We start from the raw sequence: 22,493 nt of genomic DNA on the forward strand, positions 1-22,493 counted from the left end.
TTGATTAAAAAAGGAGGGAAAAGAGATGGCGATTAAAAAGTACAAACCAACTACCAATGGTCGTAGATTTATGACGGTTTCTGATTTCGCTGAAATCACAACAGATCAACCGGAAAAATCTCTTCTTTCACCATTAAGTAAGCGTGGAGGTCGTAATAACCAAGGGAAATTAACCGTTCGTCATCAAGGCGGTGGACACAAGCGTAAATATCGTATCATCGATTTCAAACGCGACAAAGATGGAATACCAGGCAAAGTTGCTACAATCGAATACGATCCAAACCGTTCAGCAAACATCGCTCTTATCCATTATGTAGATGGAGAAAAACGTTATATTCTAGCACCAAAAGGAATTCAAGTAGGTCAGGAAATCGTATCTGGTTCTGATGCAGACATCAAATTAGGTAACGCATTACCACTAAGTGATATTCCAGTAGGTACTGTTATTCATAACATTGAATTAAAACCAGGACGCGGAGCTCAGCTAGTAAGATCTGCTGGTGCACAAGCACAAATCCTAGGACGTGAAGGTAAATACGTATTAGTACGCTTATCTTCTGGTGAAGTTCGTTTAGTTCTATCTTCTTGCCGTGCTACAATCGGTCAAGTTGGTAACTTGGAGCACGAATTAATCAACGTTGGTAAAGCCGGACGTTCTCGTTGGAAAGGCAAGCGCCCGACTGTTCGTGGTTCTGTTATGAACCCTAATGATCACCCACACGGTGGTGGTGAAGGACGCGCGCCAATCGGCCGTAAGTCACCAATGTCACCTTGGGGTAAACCAACACTTGGTTACAAAACGCGTCAGCGTAATAAGCAATCGGATAAATTCATCGTACGTAAACGTAAAAAATAACGGGGTTGAACGACGGGCGATAAAACCCGTCCGACAATCGCGAAGGGAGGCTTATCCATGGGTCGTAGCTTAAAAAAAGGACCTTTCGCAGATGACCATTTAATGAAAAAGATCGGAAAATTAAACGATGAAGAGAAGAAGACAGTTGTAAAAACTTGGTCTCGTCGTTCTACAATTTTCCCGAATTTCGTCGGTCATACGATCGCGGTATATGATGGTCGTAAACACGTGCCAGTATTCGTAACGGAAGATATGGTTGGACACAAATTAGGTGAATTTGCTCCAACACGTACGTATAGAGGGCATGCTGGAGATGACAAGAAAACTAAACGTTAATTGAGAGGAGGTACTCCTAATGCAAGCAAAAGCTGTTGCAAAATCAATCCGAATTGCTCCTCGTAAAGTTCGCCTAGTGATCGATTTAATCCGTGGCAAAGAAGTAGGAGAAGCAATTGCGATTTTAAAACACACACAACGTGGTGCTTCACCAGTTGTTGAGAAGTTACTAAACTCTGCTATCGCAAATGCAGAACATAATTATGAAATGAACACAGACAATTTAGTAGTGTCAGAAGCGTTTGTAAACGAAGGTGTTACTTTGAAACGTTTCCGCCCACGTGCACAAGGTCGTGCAACACAAATCAATAAACGAACTAGCCACATTACAGTGGTTCTATCTGAGAAAAAGGAGGGATAATCTGTGGGTCAAAAAGTAAATCCAACTGGTCTTCGTGTCGGAGTTATCCGTGATTGGGAATCTAAATGGTATGCAGGTAAAGATTATGCGGACCTTTTACATGAGGATATTAAAATTCGTGAATATATCGAAGAACGTCTAAAAGATGGTGCTGTATCCAAAGTAGAAATCGAAAGAGCGGCTAACCGTGTTAACATTTCAATCTCTACAGCTAAACCAGGTATGGTAATTGGTAAAGGTGGTTCTGAAGTAGAAGCCCTACGTAAGTCACTTAACCAACTAACTGGTAAAAGAGTACACATCAACATCGTAGAAGTGAAAAAAGCAGATCTAGATGCTAAATTAGTTGCTGAAAACATCGCTCGTCAATTAGAAAATCGTGTGTCTTTCCGTCGTGCACAGAAACAAACGATTCAACGTGCTATGCGCGCAGGTGCTAAAGGTATTCGTACGCAGGTATCTGGTCGTCTTGGCGGTGCAGATATGGCGAGAGCTGAGAGCTATAGTGAAGGAACTGTTCCACTTCATACTTTACGTGCAGATATCGATTACGGAACTGCAGAAGCAGACACCACTTACGGTAAATTAGGTGTTAAAGTATGGATCTATCGTGGAGAAGTCCTTCCAACTAAAAACAATAAATAAGGAAGGGGGCAAGCATTATGTTAATGCCAAAACGTGTAAAACATCGTAAGCAACATCGTGGAAATATGAAAGGTAAAGCAAAGGGCGGTACTTCAGTAGCATTTGGTGAATACGGCTTACAGGCTGTTGATGCTTCTTGGATTACTAGTCGTCAAATCGAAGCAGCTCGTATAGCGATGACTCGTTATATGAAGCGTGGTGGTAAAGTTTGGATTAAAATCTTCCCTGATAAACCTTATACTGCAAAGCCTCTTGAGGTACGTATGGGTTCTGGTAAAGGTGCTCCTGAAGGATGGGTAGCAGTTGTTAAACCTGGTAAGATTATGTTTGAGATTGCAGGTGTATCGGAAGAAGTAGCACGTGAAGCACTTCGTCTTGCAGCTCACAAATTACCAATTAAAACGAAATTCGTAAAACGAGAAGAAATTGGTGGTGAAATCAATGAAGGCTAATGAAATTAGAGAACTAACCACTGCCGAAATTGAACAAAAGATCAAGTCATTAAAAGAAGAGCTTTTCAATTTGCGTTTCCAACTAGCTACTGGCCAATTGGAAAACACAGCACGTCTACGTGAAGTACGTAAGTCTATCGCACGTATGAAGACTGTTGTTCGCGAAAGAGAGCTAAGCGTAAATAACGGATAATAAAGGAGGTTAGCCTCAGATGAGTGAGCGTAATAATCGTAAAGTCTATACTGGACGTGTCGTCTCTGACAAGATGGATAAAACTATCACTGTTGTAGTTGAAACATATAAATTCCATACTTTATATGGCAAGCGCGTTAAATACTCTAAGAAATTCAAAACTCATGATGAAAACAACCAAGCTAAAATTGGCGATGTTGTACGTATCATGGAAACAAAACCACATTCTAAAACAAAACGTTTCCGTCTAGTTGAAGTTGTGGAAGAAGCAGTAATTATTTAATAAAGTTCGCTCGGATAAGTTCCGAAGGGAGGGTACACGAATATGATCCAACAAGAAACTCGTTTAAAAGTAGCAGATAACTCTGGTGCTCGTGAAGTACAGACGATCAAAGTTTTAGGTGGTTCAGGTCGTAAGACAGCCAACATTGGTGATGTAATTGTTTGTTCGGTAAAACAAGCAACACCAGGAGGCGTTGTTAAAAAAGGTGAAGTAGTTAAAGCTGTAATTGTACGTTCTAAGAGCGGAGCAAGACGTAAAGACGGTTCTTATATTAGATTTGATGAGAACGCAGCTGTCATCATTCGTGATGACCAGAGTCCAAGAGGTACTCGTATTTTTGGACCAGTTGCACGTGAATTGCGTGATGCGAAATTCATGAAAATCGTATCTCTAGCTCCAGAAGTATTATAAGCACGTTAGGAAAAATCGTGTAAGGAGGTGCGGATAGCATGCATGTCAAAAAAGGTGATAAAGTACTTGTAATTTCAGGCAAGGATAAAGGAAAGCAGGGAGAAGTATTAGCTGCATTTCCTAAAAAAGATCGTGTGCTTGTAGAAGGTGTTAATGTTGTGAAGAAACACGCGAAACCTTCTCAGGAAAATCCACAAGGTGGTATTTTGAATCAAGAAGCAGCGATTCATGTTTCGAACGTAATGCCAGTTGATCCTAAATCTGGCGAACCAACTCGTGTTGGGTATGAAGTACGTGATGGAAAGAAAGTTCGTATCGCTAAAAAATCTGGTGAAGCGTTAGATAAATAGTCTTAGCGATGAAAGGAGGTTTACGTGATGAACGCTTTAAAGCAAAAATACAATGACGAAATTGTTTCTTCTTTAGTGGGGAAATTCAACTATAATTCGGTGATGGAAGTACCTAAAATCGAAAAAATCGTATTGAACATGGGTGTTGGTGATGCGGTTCAAAACTCTAAAGCACTTGATGCTGCGGTAGAGGAATTGACTCAAATCACTGGTCAAAAACCTGTTGTTACAAAAGCGAAAAAATCTATTGCAGGCTTCCGTTTACGTGAAGGAATGCCAATTGGTGCGAAAGTAACACTACGTGGAGAGCGTATGTATGACTTTCTACAAAAGCTTATTGATGTATCACTTCCACGTGTACGTGACTTCCGTGGTATTTCTAAAAAAGCTTTTGATGGCCGTGGTAATTACACATTAGGTGTAAAAGAACAATTAATTTTCCCGGAAATTAATTATGACCAAGTAAACAAAGTAAGAGGAATGGACGTTGTTATCGTCACTACAGCTAACTCTGACGAAGAAGCTGCAGAACTTCTAACTCAACTTGGCATGCCTTTCCAAAAATAAGCGAAAAGCTAATATAAGGAGGGAAAAGAGTGGCTAAAAAATCAATGATCGCTAAACAACAGCGCAAAGCGAAATTCCCGGTTCAAGAATATACTCGTTGTGAACGTTGCGGACGTCCACACTCAGTAATCCGTAAATTTAAACTTTGCCGTATTTGTTTCCGTGAACTTGCATATAAAGGTCAAATTCCTGGTGTTAAAAAAGCAAGCTGGTAAATCCCCGATTAGGGAAGGAGGTAATAGGAATGGTTATGACAGATCCAATTGCAGATATGCTTACTCGTATTCGTAACGCTAACACAGTTCGCCATGAAAAATTGGAGTTCCCAGCGTCGAATCTTAAAAAAGAAATTGCAGATATTTTAAAACGTGAAGGATTCATCCGTGACTACGAATTTGTAGAGGATGACAAACAAGGAATCCTTCGTATCTTTTTGAAGTATGGAAGTAACGATGAACGTGTAATTTCAGGTTTGAAACGTATTAGTAAACCAGGTTTACGCGTTTACGCGAAAGCTGATGAGTTACCGAAAGTACTAAACGGTTTAGGTATTGCGATCGTTTCTACTTCAAAAGGTGTATTGTCTGATAAAGAAGCACGCTCACAGGCTATCGGTGGCGAAGTGCTAGCATATATTTGGTAAGAGATTCTCAGAAGATAGGAGGTGCCTTAGTATGTCACGTATAGGTTTAAAACTATTGGAAATTCCACAAGACGTGGAAGTGAAATTAGATGGAGATACAGTTACAGTTAAAGGACCAAAAGGTGAATTAAGCCGTTCTTTTAACAGTGACATGAATGTTAAAATCGAGGATAATATCCTAACAGTTGAGCGTCCAAGCGACTCTAAACTGCATAAAGCATTACATGGTACAACTCGAAGCCTTATCGGTAATATGGTTGAAGGTGTCCATAAAGGATTCGAAAAAGCACTTGAAATCCAAGGTGTAGGGTACCGTGCACAAAAACAAGGTGAAAAACTTGTTGTTAATGCTGGTTATTCTCACCCAGTTGAAATCGAACCGATCGAAGGAATTGAAATTGACGTTCCAGCGAATACAAAAGTTGTTGTAAAAGGTATCGATAAAGAATTAGTTGGCGCTGTTGCAGCTAACATTCGCTCTATTCGTCCACCTGAGCCATATAAAGGTAAAGGTATCCGTTATGAAGGCGAATATGTACGTCGTAAAGAAGGTAAAACCGCTAAGTAAGGTTAGTTAGGGAACAGAAAGGAGTGACCTAGATGATCACAAAGCCTGATAAAAATAGTGTACGTAAGAAAAGACATATGCGTGTCCGTAAGAACCTTTTCGGTACTCAGGAGCGCCCACGTCTAAATGTATTCCGTTCGAATAAACACATCTATGCACAACTTATCGATGACGTAAATAACGTGACGGTAGCTAGTGCATCTACAGTAGATAATGAGTTAAACTTAGATACAACAGGAAATGTTGATGCAGCGAAACAAGTTGGAGAACTTCTTGCTAAGCGCGCAATTGACAATGGCTTCAAAAATGTTGTTTTTGATCGTGGTGGATATTTATATCATGGTCGAGTTAAATCTCTAGCAGATGCTGCTCGTGAAGCAGGTCTTGAATTTTAATTAAAAAAGGAGGGACATATGTTGCGTACTAACATCGACCCAAACAAATTAGATTTAGAAGAACGCGTTGTAACAATTAACCGTGTAGCTAAGGTTGTAAAAGGTGGACGTCGTTTTCGCTTTGCTGCATTGGTAGTAGTCGGAGATAAAAATGGTCATGTAGGATTTGGTACTGGTAAAGCACAAGAGGTACCAGATGCGATTAAGAAAGCAATCGACGATGCTAAGAAGAACTTAGTAAATGTACCTATCGTTGGTACTACTATTCCACACGAGATTCACGGGCAATTCGGTGCTGGTAACATCTTGATGAAACCAGCTATTGAAGGTACCGGAGTTATCGCAGGTGGACCTGTGCGTGCCGTATTAGAACTTGCTGGTGTTGGTGATATTCTATCTAAATCACTAGGTTCAAATACTCCAATCAACATGGTTCGTGCAACAATCAATGGACTAAGCGAATTGAAACGCGCTGAAGAGGTAGCGAAACTTCGTGGTAAGTCTGTAGAAGAATTGTTAGGATAGGGAGGGAAAACGAATGTCTAATAAATTAGAAATTACCCTCAAACGCAGTGTCATCGGTAGATCAGAAGTACAAAAAGCTACTGTTCAAACTCTTGGACTGAAAAAAATTCATCAATCAGTAGTTCGTGAAGATACTCCTGTCGTGCGAGGCATGATTACCAAAGTATCACATTTAATAGACGTGAAAGAAGTTTAATAAACAAAATAGATATAAGAGGAGGTGCTCGCATGAAACTGCATGAATTAAAACCAGCTCAAGCGAAGAAAGAACGCAACCGCGTTGGTCGTGGTATGTCTTCTGGAAACGGCAAAACTTCCGGGCGTGGACATAAAGGTCAAAAAGCGCGTTCTGGTGGTGGTGTACGTCCAGGATTCGAAGGTGGACAAATGCCTTTATTCCAACGTTTACCTAAGCGTGGATTTACTAACATCAACCGTAAAGAATTCGCAATTGTTAACTTGGAAACATTGAACAGCTTTGACGAAGGTACTGAAGTGACACCTGAGCTTTTACTAGATAATGGTACCATCAGCAATGTAAAGTCTGGCGTTAAGATTCTTGGAAATGGTAAAATAGAAAAGAAATTAACCGTAAAAGCTCATAAGTTTTCTGCTTCAGCTAAAGAAGCAATTGAAGCAGCGGGCGGTCAAACTGAGGTGATTTAATGTTCCGTACAATCTCCAATTTTGTGCGTGTGGCTGACATCAGAAACAAAATTATCTTTACACTTCTTATGCTAGTAGTATTTCGAATTGGTACATTCATTCCAGTTCCTTTTACTGACAGAAGTGCCATTGATTTTATGAATGAACAGAATGTGTTCGGCTTATTAAACACATTTGGTGGTGGGGCATTACAGAATTTCTCTATCTTTGCGATGGGAATTATGCCATACATCACAGCATCCATCATTATGCAGTTATTGCAAATGGACGTTGTTCAGAAATTCTCTGAATGGAAGAAACAAGGTGAGATGGGTCGCAAGAAATTAGCGCAAGTCACACGTTACGCAGCGATCGCGTTAGCATTTATCCAAGCTTGTGCGATGTCTGTAGGATTTAACGCGATGTCAGGTGGAATGTTGATTTCAGATCCTGGCGTTGGTAAATTCTTAGTGATTGCTATCGTGTTAACAGCTGGTACTGCTTTTCTGTTATGGTTAGGGGAGCAAATTACTACACATGGTGTTGGTAATGGTATCTCTATCCTGATTTTTGCAGGTATCGCTGCAGCCATTCCAAATGGTGTGAATCAAATATATGCACAATATTTTGGATCTGGTACAGGAGATGAACTTTTCCTAAATATCGTTATTGTGCTATTAATTTTACTGCTTGTACTTGCGGTAGTCGTAGGTGTTATCTTTATTCAGCAAGCATTACGTAAAATTCCGGTACAATATGCAAAACGTTTAGTGAATCGTTCGCCGGTAGGTGGACACTCTACACATTTACCGTTAAAAGTAAATGCTGCAGGGGTAATTCCGGTTATCTTTGCAATATCATTTATCATTGCGCCGCGTACGATCGCGAGTTTCTTTGAAAACAATGAGATTGCAATAGCTATTTCAAACTTTTTTGATTATACAACCGTAAGTGGTATGATTATCTACGTTGTGCTAATCATCGCATTTACGTATTTCTATACATTTGTTCAGGTTAACCCGGAACAAATGGCTGACAACTTGAAAAAGCAAGGCGGCTATATCCCTGGTATTCGTCCAGGAAAAACTACGGAGACTTATTTAACACGTGTTATGTATCGGCTAACATTTGTTGGATCTTTATTCTTAGCTGCGGTAGCTGTTCTGCCTCTTATATTAGGTGGGCTAGCAGGTTTACCACAGTCCGTTCAAATCGGAGGAACAGGTCTTCTAATTGTTGTCGGTGTAGCATTACAGACAATGAAACAATTAGAAGGTCAGCTAGTGAAACGTAATTATAAAGGCTTTATTAAATAAAGCTTTTATAGTTCGTACTAGAAAGAGAGCGAGGGGAAAATCGTTGAATCTAATCCTTATGGGACTACCTGGTGCCGGTAAAGGTACACAGGCAGAGAAAATAGTAGAAAAATATGACATCCCTCATATTTCAACTGGAGATATGTTTCGATTAGCTATTAAAGAAGGAACAGAGCTTGGACAGAAAGCGAAGAGCTATATGGATGAAGGTGCTCTAGTTCCGGATGAAGTAACCATTGGAATTGTCAAAGAGCGATTGAGTAAAGATGACTGTCAAAAAGGCTTCTTGTTAGATGGATTTCCACGTACTTTAGCACAGGCTGAAGCGTTAGATGAATTGCTTTCTAACATGAATCGTTCGATTGATTTTGTTCTGCACGTGGATGTAGCAAAGGAAAAACTAGTAGAACGTCTTACTGGCCGACGCATATGTCCGAAATGTGGAACCACTTATCATGTACTCTTTAATCCTCCAGAGGTTGAAGGAGTTTGTGATAAAGATGGTGAGGCATTGATCCAGCGTGAAGATGATCAACCGAGTACAGTATCAAATCGTTTAGAGGTGAATCTTGAACAAACGCAACCGATGTTAGATTTCTATGCTAACAAAGGTGATTTGGTTACGTTCAATGGCTCTCAGGAAATCGAAAAAGTATTTAGTGATATTGACGAGAAATTAAAAACAATTTCTTAATGAAATGTCATGTTTGTTGGTATAATGATACTAGCGATGTACATGATGTTAATAGGTATGACGTAAAACCTAAATGAAGGTGATGATGGTTGAGCGAAACGGAGAGTTATCCCGAATTAGGTCAGGTTGTTCAAATCCTACAAGGACGCGAAGCAGGTCAGTTTGCAATTGTAATTGGTAAAGTAGACAGTCGTTTTGTCTTGTTGGCTGATGGAGATAAGCGTAAATATGACCGTCCTAAGAAGAAGAATATTAGTCATATTGCGCCCACAAGTTTTATTTCTCCTGAAGTGCAAAGAAGCCTTCTCGAAACTGGGCGCGTAACCAATGGTAAGTTGCGTTATGCTATTAATAAATTTGTCGATGAGTATCAGACAGATTTGAAGAAGGGAGATCAACTCGGTGGCGAAAGACGATGCAATTGAAGTAGAAGGTACTGTAATTGATACATTACCTAATGCAATGTTTAAAGTAGAACTTGAGAATGGTCACACCGTGCTAGCGCATGTTTCTGGTAAAATCAGAATGCACTTCATTCGAATCTTACCAGGAGATAAAGTAACGGTTGAACTTTCTCCATATGATTTAACAAGAGGTCGAATTACGTACCGTTATAAATAAAATGCTCCGATACAAGAGGAGGTATGGAAGATGAAGGTAAGACCATCTGTAAAACCAATTTGTGAAAAATGTAAGGTTATTCGCCGTAAAGGAAAAGTAATGGTAATCTGCGAAAACCCTAAGCATAAACAAAAACAAGGATAAGGAGGTGTAGTCATTCTATGGCTCGTATAGCTGGTGTAGATGTGCCACGTGACAAGCGCGTGGTGATCGCTTTAACTTATATTTATGGAATTGGAAAAACAACTGCTAAGGAAGTATTAAAAGAAGCAGGCGTTGATCAGAATACACGTGTACGTGACTTAACGGAAGAAGAATTAGGTCAAATCCGTCAAAAGATCGATAACTATAATGTAGAAGGTGACCTTCGTCGTGAAGTATCCCTAAACATTAAACGTCTAATTGAAATTGGTTCATACCGTGGTATTCGTCACCGTCGTGGTTTACCTGTTCGAGGTCAAAAAACGAAAAACAACTCTCGTACTCGTAAAGGACCAAGAAAAACAATGGCTAACAAAAAGAAATAAGATAAAGGAGGTTTGCTAACTTATGGCTCGTAAAACTAATACACGTAAACGTCGTGTCAAAAAGAATATAGACACGGGTGTTGCACACATTCGTTCTACATTCAACAACACAATTGTTACGATTACTGATGTACAAGGAAATGCGGTTAGCTGGAGCAGCGCTGGAGCGTTAGGATTTAAAGGTTCAAAAAAATCCACTCCATTCGCAGCACAAATGGCTGCAGAAGCTGCGGCTAAAGCAGCTCAGGATCATGGCTTAAAAACACTTGAGGTTACAGTGAAAGGACCTGGTGCTGGACGTGAAGCAGCAATCCGTTCACTTCAAGCAGCAGGTTTAGAAGTAACTGCCATTCGTGATGTAACACCAGTTCCTCACAATGGTTGTCGCCCGCCAAAACGTCGTCGAGTATAATCACAGTATATTATTTGTTAATCTGTCAATAATGGTTTATGATAACTTAATAAAGTTTTATATAAATTGTTTTAATGACACCATGCTTTCGACAGACACAACATCACAATTGCATAGTGCAGAAACGGGAACTGCCTACCTGGGGAATTTCGGTTAGACTGAGGTCTAACCGGGGTTTCGACGTTTTAGAGGAGGGTTTAATAGATGATCGAAATTGAAAAGCCAAAAATAGAAACAGTAGAAATCAGCGATGATGCTACTTATGGGAAATTTGTTGTAGAACCACTTGAGCGTGGATATGGTACTACACTTGGTAACTCCTTGCGTCGTATCCTATTATCTTCACTTCCTGGCGCTGCTGTTACATCTGTACAGATAGATGGAGCGCTACATGAATTCTCTACCGTTGAGGGAGTTGCAGAAGATGTAACGACTGTTATCCTTAACCTTAAGAAGCTAGCGTTAAAAATCTATTCAGATGAAGAAAAGACGCTTGAAGTAGATGTACAGGGAGAAGGGGAAGTTACGGCTGCGGATATCATTTTTGATAGTGATGTCGAAATTTTAAATCCTGATCTTCACATTGCTACTGTTGGTAGTAATGGTCATTTAAAAATGAAGATTTCAGCACAAGGTGGCCGTGGTTATCGTCCAGCTGATTCTAATAACCATGAAGATCGTCCAATTGGTGTGATTCCAGTTGATTCTATCTTCACTCCAGTATCTAAGGTAACCTATCAAGTTGAAAATACCCGTATTGGTGAAGATGCCAATTATGATAAGCTTACTTTTGATATCCAAACAGACGGAAGTATTCGCCCGGAAGAAGCAGTTTCTTTAGGAGCTAAAATCTTTACGGAGCACATGAATATTTTTGTTGGTTTGACTGATGAAGCGAAAAATGCTGAAATCATGATCGAAAAAGAAGAAGATCAAAAAGAAAAAGTTCTGGAAATGACGATCGAAGAACTTGACTTATCTGTAAGGTCTTATAACTGCCTGAAGCGTGCAGGTATTAATACCGTACAGGAGTTAGCTCATAAATCAGAAGAAGATATGATGAAAGTTCGAAACTTAGGTCGTAAATCACTTGAAGAAGTGAAGCATAAATTAGAAGATCTAGGTCTTGGATTACGTAACGAAGACTAATGGTGACATCTTATAGAGATTTCGAACGAAGGAGGGATATTCCATGGCTAGAAAATTAGGACGTACAACGGATCAACGTATGGCGTTACTTCGTGGTTTAGCTACGGATTTAATTATCCATGAACGTATTGAAACAACAGAAGCGAAAGCAAAAGAATTACGTTCAGTTGTGGATAAAATGATTACACTTGGTAAACGCGGTGACATTCATGCACGTCGTCAAGCAGCAGCTTTCTTGTACAAAGCAGAAGCGAACGAAAACGAAGATGCAGTACAAAAGCTATTCAGCGACATTGCAACCCGTTATGAAGAACGCCAAGGTGGATATACTAGAGTGCTTAAATTAGGACCTCGTCGCGGTGATGGTGCTAACATGGCAGTTATTGAATTAGTATAATTCCATACGTAAGATACAAAGCAAGGGGCAGGAGCTAATCTCTCTATGAGGTGCATCCAAGCCCTTTTTTTGTACATTAGGAAAGCGTTATTTTGCAGCAATTCAGTTAATATGAATCGGTAACTGAATTAAAAACTGGGTTCCTATAATACGGATTATGTCCAGCATTGAATTCATTTTGAAAAAAAGGTAAAAGTATGATACCGCTCCGGCCAACCACTTCGCATCCTGTGGGGCACGACTTCAGGTGCGACCGAGCGTAGGTCGCAACATATAGCGGGTGGGATTCCCGTCAAGTAAGAACTAACCATTCACTTGTAACGAGTCTTGGAGGGTTATGTGGCAACACATGCCTTTAAGCGTAGACAGTGAGGTAACGGGCCGAAAACCATAGTGTTGAAGGGATAGAGCTTCGAAATGTGCCCAAAATCGAGAAGGTCGATGTGTTCTGAAGCACAGAAGACAACATTATCATTCACGTTAGAGGTGAGAGGATGATAACTTCTCCGGAGTCGGTGACCTTGGCACGTTACACATGGATATGTTGCGGCAACTCGGGAGATCCTTTAGGTCTCTCTGAACGGAAATACTTCAGAAGAGTAATGACGAACAAGCGATAATAAAGTGAGGGCTGTCAAATGCTTAAGGGAAGTCGGATAACGGTATAGTACCAATGAAATCGGGTAATGCCGATGGAGGAAAGCCCGTTACCTGTCATCAACCTTGCGAGGGAAACATAATCCATACACAGAGGTGGAATTATTATGGAAACGAAACTTAACAGGATAACAGAATCAGCGAAAAAGGATAAGAACTTTGCATTCACATCCTTAGTACATCTACTTAATGAGAACAATCTCAAACAATGTCACGATCAACTACCCAAGGACAAAGCAGTAGGTGTGAGAGAAGTGACAAAGGGCGATTATGAAAGACAATTGGATCGTAATATTGAAAACTTAGTGGATCGCTTAAAGAAAATGGCTTATCGACCAGTACCAGTTAAACGCACGTATATTGATAAGCCAGGTTCGAAGAAGAAAAGACCTTTAGGTATTCCAGACCACGAGGACAAGATCGTTCAAAAGGGAATCACTAGAATACTAAACGCTATCTATGAGAATGACTTTCTGGATTGTTCTTTTGGCTTTCGCCCGCAGAGAAACTGTCATGATGCATTAAAGGTACTTAATGTATATATCGAGAAGCGCAAGACCAATTATATAGTAGATGCAGATATTAAGGGATTCTTTGATAATGTAAGTCATGATTGGATGATGAAATTCCTTCAACATCGTATTCAAGACCCGAAACTTCTACAAATTATAGCTCGATTCCTAAAAGGCGGCTATATGGAGGAAGGGAAATACTTTGATGCGGAAAAAGGAACACCACAAGGTGGCGTCATCTCTCCGATATTAGCGAACGTATACTTACATTACGTCCTTGATCTTTGGTTTGAAAAGACCGTCAAGAAGCAATGTAGAGGACAAGCCTATATGGTGAGGTTTGCGGATGACTTTGTTTGTTGCTTTCAATACAGAGAAGATGCCGAACGATTTTATGGAGCGCTCCTTCATCGATTGCATAAATTTGACTTAGAAGTAGCAGAGGAGAAAACGAAGATTATTTCGTTTGGACCCTATGCGATGAGAGATGCGAAGCGTAAAGGCAAGAAAAAGCCGTCCACGTTCGATTTTCTTGGTTTTACCCATTACTGCGGAAAGAGCAAGAAAGGCAACTTTCGCGTAAAGAGGAAAACTAGTAACAAGAAGGTGCGATCCAAGCTGAAGAAACAAAAAGCTTGGCTGAAAGCACATCGAACGATGGACATCAAAGACATCATGTATAAAATGTACCAATCACTAGTAGGGTATTACAATTATTATTGTATCACGGATAATTATCACACTGTGGAACAATTTCTATTATACAAATGGATGAATCGCAGAAGTCAGCGAAAATCCTTCAGTTGGGATAAATTTCAACTATTTCTACAGAAGTACCCATTGCCGCTACCCACCATCAAGGTCAGTATCTATGACTTACGATCCCATATCAAGTATATTCTGTGAAAGATGATAGGAGGAGCCGTGTGCGTAAATAGCGCTCGCACGGTTCTGTGAGGAGGGAGGAATACTCTAGCAAAGAAGGGTATTCCCGCTTACTCGACCTAGGCTACTACTTGCATTACTTCTTTGCTGCCTTGTGCCGAGAAAGCTTACTTCGAAGCGATCCTAGCAGACAGAGGCACAGACTAAAGTGGATCTTCAGCTCGCGCTGATCTCATGGGACTCTACGTGGTTGGCCTGTGCTAGAATAAGAAATCTACAACCTTTAAAAAGCTAGCATACAGAGCACATCTATCAATGTCCATAAATAATTTCATAATATGCTAAGAAACACTGCTTTTAGCGGCTACTTACGTTGTAGAACTTCCCTCAAGCGTAGGAAATATGCGGAGACTCCCGTGGGATCAGTCGTGTCCGAAAATCCCGCAGGAAAGCGACCTTTGCTTTCAGAGGAAGTTGAGGCCGACCCCACAGGACGCGGAGCATGTTTCCGGAGCTTTGCTAAGCAGATAAAAAGTATCAAAATTATCACATTGTCAAACAGTTTCACTTTGCATCATCTGAATTATAGGCAGCTTAAGTTAGCGCTGGCTGATTTTAGCTTTGTTACTATTTACTTATTTTGGTGGTTGATTGAAACGTTTTGGTTCCTTGGGACGTTATAGAGGTATAACAGGACTAAAGGAGTGGGCCGGTTGAAGAAATATTTGATACTTTTTCTTCTCACGATTGTGACGATTGGATGTAGTGAAGAAGAAACAAAGCAAACAGGTGTCGCGGGAGATGCCAATAAAGAGGAAGAGAATGCGGATCAACAGGATAATCAAGTGGAATCAAGTTTATCAGAGATATCTATTGCAAGTGACGAAGAAGCTATAAAGCAATTGTCAGCCGGAGAATTAACAGGTGACCTCAGCTTTGAAGAAGAAACAGAACGTACGGAATGGGGAATAGAAGATCTATACCCAGCTTTTCTAAGTAACATAACGGAAGCCGTGCAATCTAATCTAACCAACACCGATGATGCCGAGAAGCTTTTAAAAGGGCTGATTTATTATGCAGGCTCTCCCTATCATAGCCAGTTATTATCTGAATTAGCAGGCTATCAACCTAATTTTCAGGAGCCGTTATTACCTCGGCCGGACATGGTAGAGGAGAAGGAAAGTACAGCAAGTGAATATGCTTATATTCTACTTGATGCGAGTTCTAGTATGCTAATGGCAGCGGAGGATGGATCTGATCAGCGAATGAGTATTGCTAAAGGTGCAGTGGAAAGTTTCGCAAAAACCATTGGTGAATCCGCTGAGGTATCTTTAGTAGCTTTTGGTCATCAGGGTGACGATAGTGATGCGGGCAAAGAAAAGTCCTGTTCGGGTATAGAAGAAGTTTATCCTTTAGGAAACTATCAAAGCGAACAATTCCGTGAGGCTGTTTCAACTGTTGAAGCGAAGGGATGGACACCATTAGCAGCAGCTATTGAGAAAGTCATGCAGTTAAGTTCGGATCAAGAAGGTAATGTTACCGTATATATTGTAAGTGATGGAATAGAAACGTGTGATGGTGATCCGATTAAGTCTGCTGAAAGCTTTGTAAACAAGAGTGATCAGAACCGTACAGTCAATATTATCGGCTTTCAGGTTGATCAAGAGGCAGAAACTCAGTTAACAGCAGTAGCAGAAGCGGGTAATGGAGAATACTTTGCTGCTGACAGTAGTGATGAATTACAATCTGCCATTGAATACGAATGGCTGCCATCGTTACTAGATTTAGCTTATGCACCTGTAAATCTTGCCCCAGTCGGTTGGGAAATTCTACACAAAAAAGAGGATATCAGTGACATCAGCAGTAACTGGAGTGCTGTTATTTCAAGAGAAGATCATCGTTTTCGTGCTGTAATCGATTCGTTAGCAGAAGAGGAATGGCTTGCAGAAGATAAAGCAAGTCAGCTGATGGAATTATTGGATGAACGTAAGCAAGGATTGCAGGATATAAATAGTACGTTACGTGATGAAAAGAAATCAACAGTAGACCAAGAGGCAGATGAAATAAAAGCAGAAGTGGAAGAGTGGATGGAAGATATGCGTCAATTGAGAGAGCAGGCATCGCCATAGAAATGGAAGGACGTTGCCTAGTAACATGCTCAACTATTTGTATGATGTGAAGAGATGACATATACTAACACAATATATGAAATAATTTGATAAAATATAGCTATTACCCGGGAAATATGAAAAAGGAGCAGAGCGATGGCTGCAATAGAGTTTCGTCACGTATATTTTCGATATAAAGAATCATCTCCATGGGTTTTGGAGGACTTCAACTTAGAAATTGATAAAAATCAGACTGTTGCGATTTTAGGTCACAATGGATCTGGGAAATCGACGATAGCCAAGCTTGCCAATGGCCTCTTAATTCCACAATCAGGAGAAATATACATACATAACACATTGGTAACGGAAGAGACAATATGGGAGGTTCGGAAACAAATAGGTCTTGTATTCCAAAACCCCGAGAACCAATTCGTTGGTACGACCGTTAGAGATGATGTTGCTTTTGGCCTCGAAAATAGAGGTATCCCACGCGAAGAAATGCTGAAGCGCATTGAGCAAAGCCTTATTCAGGTAGAAATGGAAGATTATCAAGACCACGAGCCACATCATCTCTCCGGAGGACAGAAGCAACGAGTTGCGATTGCTAGTGTGATGGCGACACAGCCAGACATTCTTTTGCTGGATGAAGCTACTTCTATGCTTGATCCAAAAGGAAGAAAAGAAATCTTGACAACGATTAATGCCTTAAAGCAACAGCTTGCCATTACGATGGTCATGATTACACATGATTTACATGAAATCTACCAGGCTGATCGCGTTATCGTTATGAATCAAGGAAACATATACAAAGATACAATAGTGGATCAACTTTTTGAAGATTACAAAGGGCTGCAATCCATTGGGCTAACTTTGCCATTAACCGTACAGCTTGCCATTGAACTTGAAAAACACGATTATCACTTTGCTAAGTATCCATTAAATAATGAGGAGTTAGTAGACGCATTATGGACATCAGATTTGAACAAGTAAATTATACGTACCAACAGAATACTCCTTTTTCTTATCAGGCGCTTGCCGATATTAACCTCAGCATCCAATCCGGTGAGTATATCGCTATTGTCGGCCATACGGGTTCGGGGAAATCGACATTATTACAGCATATTAATGGATTGCTGCTTCCATCAGAGGGAAAAGTAGTTGTTGGTGATTTTGTTCTATCAAAAGAGAATAAAAGGCAGAATCTGAAGAAGCTCCGTGAAAAAGTCGGTGTTGTTTTTCAATATCCAGAGCATCAATTGTTTGAAGAGACCGTTGACCGAGATATTCAATTTGCATTAAAAAACTTTCAAGTGCCGGAGAGTGAGAGGCAAGCAAGAGTTTTGGATGCGATTGAGAAGGTCGGTTTAACAGAGGCCATTCTGGAGAAGTCACCTTTTGAGATAAGTGGCGGTCAAATGAGACGAGTTGCCATTGCAGGAGTGCTTGCCATGAATCCGGAAGTGTTAATACTTGATGAACCGACAGCTGGCTTAGATCCAAAAGGGCAGCATGATATGATGGCGATGTTTGCACAACTGCATGAAGCAAAAAATAGGACTACGATTCTCGTGACACACCAAATGCAGCATGCTCTGCAATATGCTGATCGTATTTACGTATTAGCTAAGGGCGGTATGCTGATGGAAGGAAGTCCTGAAGAAATTTTTTCTAATGCAAATTTGCTTGAAGAAGCGAATTTGGATGTTCCGGATATGTTGGATTTAATGGATAAGTTAAAAGACAGATTGCAAATCGATCTGCATTACAACAAACAATCTGTTCCACAGTTAGCGACAGAGATTGCGGCGCGTCTAAGGGAGACCAAACAATGAAATCTTATATGATAATCGGTCAATTTCTACCAGGTAACTCCTTGCTGCATCGTTTAGATCCGCGTTCCAAGTTGCTTGTTATTTTTACGTTTGTGGTTGTCGTATTTTTTGCAAATAATGCGTTAAGCTATGGCTGGTTAACGTTATTCGCCGTTCTGTTAGTGGTAATGACCAAAATCGATATTCGATATATATTAAAAGGGGTAACGCCTGTCTGGTTCTTAATTCTATTCACCTTTATCTTACACCTGATTATTACGAAAGAAGGTCCAGCTCTTTTGGATATAGCTGGTTTTACTATCTACCAAGGTGGCGTGATACAAGGGTTAACCATTTCACTACGCTTTTTCTTACTGGTTCTGGTTACGTCTTTATTAACATTAACAACTGCGCCAATGGAGATTACCGATGCTATTGAAGTACTATTTGCCCCACTCAACAAAATAAAAGTACCCGTGCATGAACTGGCGCTAATGATGTCGATCTCGTTGCGATTTATTCCGACATTGCTCGATGAAACAGAAAAAATTTCAAAGGCACAGGCTTCACGGGGTGTTGATTTGCGGACAGGTTCGATCAAAGAACGATTGTATGCAATAGTTCCTCTTTTGGTTCCTTTGTTTATCAGCGCTTTTAAACGAGCGGAAGAATTAGCAATGGCCATGGAAGCCAGGGGTTATCGCGGCAGTGAAGGAAGAACGAAGCTGAGGCAACTAAAGTGGACAAGGATCGATTATATGTGCTTGTCGGGCTATTTGCTCGTGCTATTGATCTTTTTCTATATTCGTAGTTAAGTTAAGGGGACTATTTATGAGATTAAAAGCAATTATTCAATATGATGGGACCAATTTCTCTGGATATCAGATTCAACCTAATGGCAGGACGGTACAGGGCAAATTAGAGGCCGTCTTAGCTAAAATGCACAAGGGTGAGCATATCAGAGTGACAGCATCAGGAAGAACCGATCAAGGGGTCCATGCAGTAGGACAGACCATTCATTTTGATACGTCACTTACTATTCCGGTCGCTAACTGGTTAAAAGCATTAAATACGATGCTTCCGGATGATATAGAAGTAAAAGATATTGCTGAAGCATCAGCTGACTTTCATGCCCGTTTTGATGTGAGAGAGAAGGAATACCGTTATGTCATTTTAAATACGAATGAAAGAGATTTGTTTAAGCGTCATTATTGCCATCATGTTCCACAGCCTTTACAGCTGGAACGTATGCAACAAGCGGCTAAGTATCTGGTGGGAACACATGATTTTTCTTCTTTTTGTGCAGCTAACAATAATGTAAAAGGAGACAAAATCAGAACGATTACGGGAATATCAATTGAACAGGATGCAGCCAATCAGATCATAATCAAGGTTCGGGGCACCGGATTTTTATATAATATGGTACGCATCATTACCGGCACCTTACTGGAGGTTGGATTAGGCGATAGAGAGCCTGAAAATGTCGAAGAAATCATCAGCTCCTTGGACCGTTCAAAAGCGGGAAAAACCGCTCCACCACAAGGGTTATACCTGTGGGATGTAGACTATTATTAAAAAAGTTGACAAAAACAACGATTCCTTGCGTGCAATCTATTGACATTTGGCCTATATTATTATATTATGGTCTATGGCATTTTATTTTCTAAACCACGAATAGCCCCGGAAAGTTACTCGTGTTAGAATATAAACTCGGACAAACGAAGATTAAGAAACAATGATTTAGGAGGTTACTGATCATGCGCACAACTTTCATGGCAAATGAAAATAACATTGAACGCAAATGGTTTGTTGTAGACGCAGAAGGACAAACGCTTGGTCGTTTAGCAAGTGAAGTTGCTTCAATCCTTCGCGGTAAGCATAAACCAACATATACACCGCATGTTGATACTGGAGATCATGTGATCATTATCAATGCGAACAAAATCGAACTTACAGGTAAAAAACTTAGCGATAAGTTATACTACCGTCACTCTAATCACCCTGGTGGTTTAAAATCACGTACTGCTGGTGAAATGCGTGAAAAATACCCTGAGCAAATGCTTGAACTTACAGTCAAGGGTATGTTACCAAAAGGTAAATTAGGACGTAAAATGGGTAAAAAACTTCACGTTTATCGTGGAACAGACCATAAGCATGAAGCACAAAAACCAGAAGTTTTAGAACTTCGCGGATAATTAGAAGGAGGTTACTACAGTGGCACAAGTACAATACTACGGTACCGGACGCCGTAAAACTTCAACTGCACGTGTACGTTTAGTTCCAGGTACTGGACGTATCGTTGTAAATAATCGCGATGCGGAAGATTTCTTCCCATACGAAACTCTTCGTACAATCATTAAGCAACCTTTAGTTGCAACAGAAACTGAAGGTAGCTACGATGTATTAGTAAACGTTGATGGTGGAGGTTTCACTGGTCAAGCTGGTGCAATCCGTCACGGCGTTGCTCGTGCATTATTAGAAGCTGATCCAGAATACCGCACAACACTTAAACGTGCTGGATTCTTAACTCGTGACGCGCGTGCTAAAGAACGTAAGAAATACGGTCTTAAAAAAGCTCGTCGTGCACCACAGTTCTCAAAGCGTTAATAAATCAACACTTGCAAATCCCTCAACCACGTGTGGTTGGGGGATTTTACTGTATATGGGGACGTTTAAATTGGTAGAAAAATTCACACGTAGCATACACGTAACATACAAGTAGCAGACAAATAATTTAAAGAAAAAGTGTAGATTTGAAATATATTTTGATTATTTATAATAAAGTTCGATCATTTAAAATAAACTTCGATATTTATATAAAAGTTTGATACTATTGCATTGATAAGCTGAATTGTGATAATGCAACAAAAAGGCCATTTGAAAGCAGATGCTTCTGATTTAAGACACTCTTATTTTTCAAAGCGCTAATTTTATACTTACTTCTTATAATCTTTTTCTCACTTCGGGGTAAGAGGAAATTTTGTTTATAAGGGAAGAGTAAATAATATGTTATAATAAATTAATTTATACGGAACCAGTCTAGTTTTTAAAAACTAATCTGTTGAGGCGGTGAACGTTAAAATGAATGATTTTGAAATATTAATACCTAACGATGCGTCCATGTCTATTGATGTAACAGATAAAAGCTTATATAGTTATGACTTTAATTCCTACTCACTGTCATCATTGCAAAAAGTAGCAGGAGCTACAGTATCCAATCAAATAAAAGAAGGATTATTTTCACAAGTTTCAAAAGCAAAACTGATTCAAAAATTAGCAAACAAAAATAACACAGAGTATGTTGCTAATATTTCGGATTATGCCAAAAAGAAGCTGGATAACGGGGAGTGGTCTCTTGGTATAAGAAAAAAAACAGGAGAGACATATGCGGTCATTAAAGATACAGCAAGCGGTAAATCTAAAAGCTTTATTACGTTAGACGCCCGAACTGTTAATGAGTTGGGTAACCTCCCAGAACTTTCAGCAATTCAAGGTCAATTGGCAGCTATCTCAGAACAGATTCAGGATTTGAACAAATTAGTAAAGCGCGTTGAACAAGGTCAATATAATGATAGGTATGCGGGCTTTTTTAGTGCAAGGCAATTAGTGATTGAAGGCTTAGTTGCACAAGATAAAAAACTTAAAAATGAATTGTTGTTAGCTGCAATTAAGATGAGTAATCAAACAATTGCTAAATTAATGTTGGCTATTAATCAAGATGCGAATAATTTTATGGATACAAAAATTAAAATTAAAGAAGCTGAAAGAATTGAAAACTTACTTCAAAATTCAATAGGATATCTCAATACTACAATTCATTTGAATTTAGTTATCTATAGCGTCTTAGGGGAGAAGGAAGCCTTAATTTCAACCTTAACTAATTATCAATCCTTCATTGAGCAAACGTTGCTAAAGGAAAGTGAATTTGGTAAATCAGTTGCTTGGAAAATAGATAATATACTTAAAGGTGAAGAGCAATGGTTTAATGAACTCTCAGAAGGTATTATAAAAAACATCTCAAATTTAATTGAAGATATGATAAGTAAAAAAATTGAAGGGAGTGAAACGATAAAAATTGAAGCAGAAGATATGTAAAATGCCAAAATGCAAAAAAGAAACTTATGACAATAAAAAGTGGTTCTGTGGAGAGCATCAACTTCAATTTAAGGAATAC

Annotated in this window: 35 protein-coding genes; all 35 read left to right on the forward strand. The window is 39.8% G+C overall.

Annotated features, from left to right (window positions below; translation table 11 throughout):
- The first annotated feature begins 25 nt into the window (after positions 1-25).
- The 35 genes from rplB to MUN87_RS14540 all read left to right on the forward strand — a co-directional run bounded on the left by rplB (position 26) and on the right by MUN87_RS14540 (position 22,414).
- Positions 26-856 carry a 50S ribosomal protein L2 gene (rplB, locus tag MUN87_RS14370; protein ID WP_244741188.1) on the forward strand — a complete coding sequence of 277 codons (831 nt, stop codon included), beginning with the start codon at positions 26-28 and terminating at the stop codon, positions 854-856.
- Between the two features lie 57 nt (positions 857-913).
- Entirely contained in the window at positions 914-1,192 is a 279-nt protein-coding gene (gene rpsS, locus MUN87_RS14375) for a 30S ribosomal protein S19 (protein WP_244741190.1), read from the forward strand.
- Positions 1,193-1,211: 19 nt separating this feature from the next.
- The gene (rplV, locus tag MUN87_RS14380; protein ID WP_244721564.1) at positions 1,212-1,553 is read left to right on the forward strand and encodes a 50S ribosomal protein L22; all 342 of its coding nucleotides are present in this window, start codon (positions 1,212-1,214) and stop codon (positions 1,551-1,553) included.
- A 3-nt stretch (positions 1,554-1,556) separates the two neighbouring features.
- Positions 1,557-2,198 carry a 30S ribosomal protein S3 gene (gene rpsC / locus MUN87_RS14385; protein ID WP_244741192.1) on the forward strand — a complete coding sequence of 214 codons (642 nt, stop codon included), beginning with the start codon at positions 1,557-1,559 and terminating at the stop codon, positions 2,196-2,198.
- A gap of 17 nt (positions 2,199-2,215) precedes the next feature.
- The gene (gene rplP / locus MUN87_RS14390) at positions 2,216-2,650 is read left to right on the forward strand and encodes a 50S ribosomal protein L16 (protein WP_244721562.1); all 435 of its coding nucleotides are present in this window, start codon (positions 2,216-2,218) and stop codon (positions 2,648-2,650) included.
- Positions 2,640-2,843 carry a 50S ribosomal protein L29 gene (rpmC, locus tag MUN87_RS14395; protein WP_035724125.1) on the forward strand — a complete coding sequence of 68 codons (204 nt, stop codon included), beginning with the start codon at positions 2,640-2,642 and terminating at the stop codon, positions 2,841-2,843. Before rplP ends, rpmC begins: the two co-directional genes overlap by 11 nt.
- Positions 2,844-2,862: 19 nt before the next feature.
- Complete coding sequence (gene rpsQ / locus MUN87_RS14400; protein ID WP_244741194.1) at positions 2,863-3,126, forward strand: 30S ribosomal protein S17; 264 nt, start codon at positions 2,863-2,865, stop codon at positions 3,124-3,126.
- A gap of 42 nt (positions 3,127-3,168) precedes the next feature.
- Positions 3,169-3,537, forward strand: a complete 369-nt coding sequence (rplN, locus tag MUN87_RS14405) for a 50S ribosomal protein L14 (RefSeq protein WP_244741196.1) — start codon at positions 3,169-3,171, stop codon at positions 3,535-3,537.
- A gap of 38 nt (positions 3,538-3,575) precedes the next feature.
- Positions 3,576-3,887 (forward strand): 50S ribosomal protein L24, encoded by a 312-nt coding sequence (gene rplX, locus MUN87_RS14410; RefSeq protein WP_244741197.1) that lies wholly within the window; start codon positions 3,576-3,578, stop codon positions 3,885-3,887.
- Between the two features lie 27 nt (positions 3,888-3,914).
- Positions 3,915-4,454: a 50S ribosomal protein L5 gene (gene rplE / locus MUN87_RS14415; protein ID WP_244741199.1), complete on the forward strand. Its 540-nt coding sequence runs from the start codon at positions 3,915-3,917 to the stop codon at positions 4,452-4,454.
- A 29-nt stretch (positions 4,455-4,483) separates the two neighbouring features.
- Positions 4,484-4,669: a 30S ribosomal protein S14 gene (gene rpsN, locus MUN87_RS14420; RefSeq protein WP_244721542.1), complete on the forward strand. Its 186-nt coding sequence runs from the start codon at positions 4,484-4,486 to the stop codon at positions 4,667-4,669.
- A 29-nt stretch (positions 4,670-4,698) separates the two neighbouring features.
- Positions 4,699-5,097, forward strand: a complete 399-nt coding sequence (gene rpsH, locus MUN87_RS14425) for a 30S ribosomal protein S8 (RefSeq protein WP_244721540.1) — start codon at positions 4,699-4,701, stop codon at positions 5,095-5,097.
- A 31-nt stretch (positions 5,098-5,128) separates the two neighbouring features.
- Positions 5,129-5,665: a 50S ribosomal protein L6 gene (gene rplF / locus MUN87_RS14430; RefSeq protein ID WP_244741201.1), complete on the forward strand. Its 537-nt coding sequence runs from the start codon at positions 5,129-5,131 to the stop codon at positions 5,663-5,665.
- A gap of 32 nt (positions 5,666-5,697) precedes the next feature.
- Positions 5,698-6,060 carry a 50S ribosomal protein L18 gene (rplR, locus tag MUN87_RS14435; protein WP_244741203.1) on the forward strand — a complete coding sequence of 121 codons (363 nt, stop codon included), beginning with the start codon at positions 5,698-5,700 and terminating at the stop codon, positions 6,058-6,060.
- 18 nt (positions 6,061-6,078) lie between these two features.
- Positions 6,079-6,585, forward strand: a complete 507-nt coding sequence (gene rpsE / locus MUN87_RS14440) for a 30S ribosomal protein S5 (protein WP_331460404.1) — start codon at positions 6,079-6,081, stop codon at positions 6,583-6,585.
- A gap of 13 nt (positions 6,586-6,598) precedes the next feature.
- Positions 6,599-6,781: a 50S ribosomal protein L30 gene (gene rpmD, locus MUN87_RS14445; RefSeq protein ID WP_244741204.1), complete on the forward strand. Its 183-nt coding sequence runs from the start codon at positions 6,599-6,601 to the stop codon at positions 6,779-6,781.
- A gap of 32 nt (positions 6,782-6,813) precedes the next feature.
- Complete coding sequence (rplO, locus tag MUN87_RS14450) at positions 6,814-7,251, forward strand: 50S ribosomal protein L15 (protein WP_244741206.1); 438 nt, start codon at positions 6,814-6,816, stop codon at positions 7,249-7,251.
- A complete protein-coding gene (secY, locus tag MUN87_RS14455) occupies positions 7,251-8,546 on the forward strand; it encodes a preprotein translocase subunit SecY (RefSeq protein ID WP_244741208.1) in 1,296 nt (431 codons plus the stop codon). Before rplO ends, secY begins: the two co-directional genes overlap by 1 nt.
- 43 nt (positions 8,547-8,589) lie before the next feature.
- Positions 8,590-9,240, forward strand: a complete 651-nt coding sequence (locus tag MUN87_RS14460) for an adenylate kinase (protein WP_244741210.1) — start codon at positions 8,590-8,592, stop codon at positions 9,238-9,240.
- Positions 9,241-9,329: 89 nt separating this feature from the next.
- Positions 9,330-9,665 carry a KOW domain-containing RNA-binding protein gene (locus tag MUN87_RS14465; RefSeq protein ID WP_244741211.1) on the forward strand — a complete coding sequence of 112 codons (336 nt, stop codon included), beginning with the start codon at positions 9,330-9,332 and terminating at the stop codon, positions 9,663-9,665.
- Positions 9,643-9,861 carry a translation initiation factor IF-1 gene (gene infA, locus MUN87_RS14470; RefSeq protein WP_018934234.1) on the forward strand — a complete coding sequence of 73 codons (219 nt, stop codon included), beginning with the start codon at positions 9,643-9,645 and terminating at the stop codon, positions 9,859-9,861. Before MUN87_RS14465 ends, infA begins: the two co-directional genes overlap by 23 nt.
- Positions 9,862-9,891: 30 nt before the next feature.
- Positions 9,892-10,005 (forward strand): 50S ribosomal protein L36, encoded by a 114-nt coding sequence (rpmJ, locus tag MUN87_RS14475; RefSeq protein ID WP_003156543.1) that lies wholly within the window; start codon positions 9,892-9,894, stop codon positions 10,003-10,005.
- 17 nt (positions 10,006-10,022) lie between these two features.
- Positions 10,023-10,388 (forward strand): 30S ribosomal protein S13, encoded by a 366-nt coding sequence (gene rpsM, locus MUN87_RS14480; protein ID WP_244741213.1) that lies wholly within the window; start codon positions 10,023-10,025, stop codon positions 10,386-10,388.
- 22 nt (positions 10,389-10,410) lie between these two features.
- On the forward strand, positions 10,411-10,800 hold the full coding sequence (gene rpsK / locus MUN87_RS14485) for a 30S ribosomal protein S11 (RefSeq protein ID WP_244721504.1): 390 nt from the start codon (positions 10,411-10,413) through the stop codon (positions 10,798-10,800).
- A gap of 204 nt (positions 10,801-11,004) precedes the next feature.
- Positions 11,005-11,949, forward strand: a complete 945-nt coding sequence (locus MUN87_RS14490; protein ID WP_244741215.1) for a DNA-directed RNA polymerase subunit alpha — start codon at positions 11,005-11,007, stop codon at positions 11,947-11,949.
- A gap of 43 nt (positions 11,950-11,992) precedes the next feature.
- Positions 11,993-12,346, forward strand: a complete 354-nt coding sequence (gene rplQ / locus MUN87_RS14495) for a 50S ribosomal protein L17 (protein WP_244741217.1) — start codon at positions 11,993-11,995, stop codon at positions 12,344-12,346.
- 764 nt (positions 12,347-13,110) lie between these two features.
- Positions 13,111-14,421 carry a group II intron reverse transcriptase/maturase gene (gene ltrA, locus MUN87_RS14500; RefSeq protein WP_244741219.1) on the forward strand — a complete coding sequence of 437 codons (1,311 nt, stop codon included), beginning with the start codon at positions 13,111-13,113 and terminating at the stop codon, positions 14,419-14,421.
- Between the two features lie 692 nt (positions 14,422-15,113).
- Positions 15,114-16,529, forward strand: a complete 1,416-nt coding sequence (locus MUN87_RS14505; protein ID WP_244741220.1) for a VWA domain-containing protein — start codon at positions 15,114-15,116, stop codon at positions 16,527-16,529.
- A gap of 135 nt (positions 16,530-16,664) precedes the next feature.
- Positions 16,665-17,498: an energy-coupling factor transporter ATPase gene (locus tag MUN87_RS14510; RefSeq protein ID WP_244741222.1), complete on the forward strand. Its 834-nt coding sequence runs from the start codon at positions 16,665-16,667 to the stop codon at positions 17,496-17,498.
- Positions 17,474-18,340 carry an energy-coupling factor transporter ATPase gene (locus MUN87_RS14515; RefSeq protein ID WP_244741224.1) on the forward strand — a complete coding sequence of 289 codons (867 nt, stop codon included), beginning with the start codon at positions 17,474-17,476 and terminating at the stop codon, positions 18,338-18,340. The genes MUN87_RS14510 and MUN87_RS14515 overlap by 25 nt, the downstream gene beginning before the upstream one ends.
- Positions 18,337-19,134, forward strand: a complete 798-nt coding sequence (locus MUN87_RS14520) for an energy-coupling factor transporter transmembrane component T family protein (RefSeq protein WP_244741226.1) — start codon at positions 18,337-18,339, stop codon at positions 19,132-19,134. The genes MUN87_RS14515 and MUN87_RS14520 overlap by 4 nt, the downstream gene beginning before the upstream one ends.
- Before the next feature lie 16 nt (positions 19,135-19,150).
- The gene (gene truA, locus MUN87_RS14525; protein WP_244741228.1) at positions 19,151-19,894 is read left to right on the forward strand and encodes a tRNA pseudouridine(38-40) synthase TruA; all 744 of its coding nucleotides are present in this window, start codon (positions 19,151-19,153) and stop codon (positions 19,892-19,894) included.
- Between the two features lie 182 nt (positions 19,895-20,076).
- Positions 20,077-20,514: a 50S ribosomal protein L13 gene (rplM, locus tag MUN87_RS14530; protein WP_244741230.1), complete on the forward strand. Its 438-nt coding sequence runs from the start codon at positions 20,077-20,079 to the stop codon at positions 20,512-20,514.
- 19 nt (positions 20,515-20,533) lie between these two features.
- Positions 20,534-20,926 carry a 30S ribosomal protein S9 gene (gene rpsI / locus MUN87_RS14535; protein WP_244721488.1) on the forward strand — a complete coding sequence of 131 codons (393 nt, stop codon included), beginning with the start codon at positions 20,534-20,536 and terminating at the stop codon, positions 20,924-20,926.
- A 474-nt stretch (positions 20,927-21,400) separates the two neighbouring features.
- Positions 21,401-22,414: a hypothetical protein gene (locus MUN87_RS14540; protein ID WP_244741232.1), complete on the forward strand. Its 1,014-nt coding sequence runs from the start codon at positions 21,401-21,403 to the stop codon at positions 22,412-22,414.
- The last annotated feature ends 79 nt before the right edge of the window (positions 22,415-22,493 follow it).

The sequence above is a fragment of the Gracilibacillus salinarum genome (genome assembly GCF_022919575.1).
Taxonomy (GTDB): domain Bacteria; phylum Bacillota; class Bacilli; order Bacillales; family Amphibacillaceae; genus Gracilibacillus; species Gracilibacillus salinarum.

What these genes read in the sequence shown, in the direction of transcription:
- rplB (WP_244741188.1), top strand. Translation starts at nt 26, where the DNA reads ATGGCGATTAAAAAGTACAAACCAACTACCAATGGTCGTAGATTTATG.
- rpsS (WP_244741190.1), top strand. Translation starts at nt 914, where the DNA reads ATGGGTCGTAGCTTAAAAAAAGGACCTTTCGCAGATGACCATTTAATG.
- rplV (WP_244721564.1), top strand. Translation starts at nt 1,212, where the DNA reads ATGCAAGCAAAAGCTGTTGCAAAATCAATCCGAATTGCTCCTCGTAAA.
- rplP (WP_244721562.1), top strand. Translation starts at nt 2,216, where the DNA reads ATGTTAATGCCAAAACGTGTAAAACATCGTAAGCAACATCGTGGAAAT.
- rpmC (WP_035724125.1), top strand. Translation starts at nt 2,640, where the DNA reads ATGAAGGCTAATGAAATTAGAGAACTAACCACTGCCGAAATTGAACAA.
- rpsQ (WP_244741194.1), top strand. Translation starts at nt 2,863, where the DNA reads ATGAGTGAGCGTAATAATCGTAAAGTCTATACTGGACGTGTCGTCTCT.
- rplN (WP_244741196.1), top strand. Translation starts at nt 3,169, where the DNA reads ATGATCCAACAAGAAACTCGTTTAAAAGTAGCAGATAACTCTGGTGCT.
- rplX (WP_244741197.1), top strand. Translation starts at nt 3,576, where the DNA reads ATGCATGTCAAAAAAGGTGATAAAGTACTTGTAATTTCAGGCAAGGAT.
- rplE (WP_244741199.1), top strand. Translation starts at nt 3,915, where the DNA reads ATGAACGCTTTAAAGCAAAAATACAATGACGAAATTGTTTCTTCTTTA.
- rpsH (WP_244721540.1), top strand. Translation starts at nt 4,699, where the DNA reads ATGGTTATGACAGATCCAATTGCAGATATGCTTACTCGTATTCGTAAC.
- rplF (WP_244741201.1), top strand. Translation starts at nt 5,129, where the DNA reads ATGTCACGTATAGGTTTAAAACTATTGGAAATTCCACAAGACGTGGAA.
- rplR (WP_244741203.1), top strand. Translation starts at nt 5,698, where the DNA reads ATGATCACAAAGCCTGATAAAAATAGTGTACGTAAGAAAAGACATATG.
- rpsE (WP_331460404.1), top strand. Translation starts at nt 6,079, where the DNA reads ATGTTGCGTACTAACATCGACCCAAACAAATTAGATTTAGAAGAACGC.
- rpmD (WP_244741204.1), top strand. Translation starts at nt 6,599, where the DNA reads ATGTCTAATAAATTAGAAATTACCCTCAAACGCAGTGTCATCGGTAGA.
- rplO (WP_244741206.1), top strand. Translation starts at nt 6,814, where the DNA reads ATGAAACTGCATGAATTAAAACCAGCTCAAGCGAAGAAAGAACGCAAC.
- secY (WP_244741208.1), top strand. Translation starts at nt 7,251, where the DNA reads ATGTTCCGTACAATCTCCAATTTTGTGCGTGTGGCTGACATCAGAAAC.
- rpmJ (WP_003156543.1), top strand. Translation starts at nt 9,892, where the DNA reads ATGAAGGTAAGACCATCTGTAAAACCAATTTGTGAAAAATGTAAGGTT.
- rpsM (WP_244741213.1), top strand. Translation starts at nt 10,023, where the DNA reads ATGGCTCGTATAGCTGGTGTAGATGTGCCACGTGACAAGCGCGTGGTG.
- rpsK (WP_244721504.1), top strand. Translation starts at nt 10,411, where the DNA reads ATGGCTCGTAAAACTAATACACGTAAACGTCGTGTCAAAAAGAATATA.
- MUN87_RS14490 (WP_244741215.1), top strand. Translation starts at nt 11,005, where the DNA reads ATGATCGAAATTGAAAAGCCAAAAATAGAAACAGTAGAAATCAGCGAT.
- rplQ (WP_244741217.1), top strand. Translation starts at nt 11,993, where the DNA reads ATGGCTAGAAAATTAGGACGTACAACGGATCAACGTATGGCGTTACTT.
- ltrA (WP_244741219.1), top strand. Translation starts at nt 13,111, where the DNA reads ATGGAAACGAAACTTAACAGGATAACAGAATCAGCGAAAAAGGATAAG.
- MUN87_RS14510 (WP_244741222.1), top strand. Translation starts at nt 16,665, where the DNA reads ATGGCTGCAATAGAGTTTCGTCACGTATATTTTCGATATAAAGAATCA.
- MUN87_RS14515 (WP_244741224.1), top strand. Translation starts at nt 17,474, where the DNA reads ATGGACATCAGATTTGAACAAGTAAATTATACGTACCAACAGAATACT.
- MUN87_RS14520 (WP_244741226.1), top strand. Translation starts at nt 18,337, where the DNA reads ATGAAATCTTATATGATAATCGGTCAATTTCTACCAGGTAACTCCTTG.
- truA (WP_244741228.1), top strand. Translation starts at nt 19,151, where the DNA reads ATGAGATTAAAAGCAATTATTCAATATGATGGGACCAATTTCTCTGGA.
- rplM (WP_244741230.1), top strand. Translation starts at nt 20,077, where the DNA reads ATGCGCACAACTTTCATGGCAAATGAAAATAACATTGAACGCAAATGG.
- MUN87_RS14540 (WP_244741232.1), top strand. Translation starts at nt 21,401, where the DNA reads ATGAATGATTTTGAAATATTAATACCTAACGATGCGTCCATGTCTATT.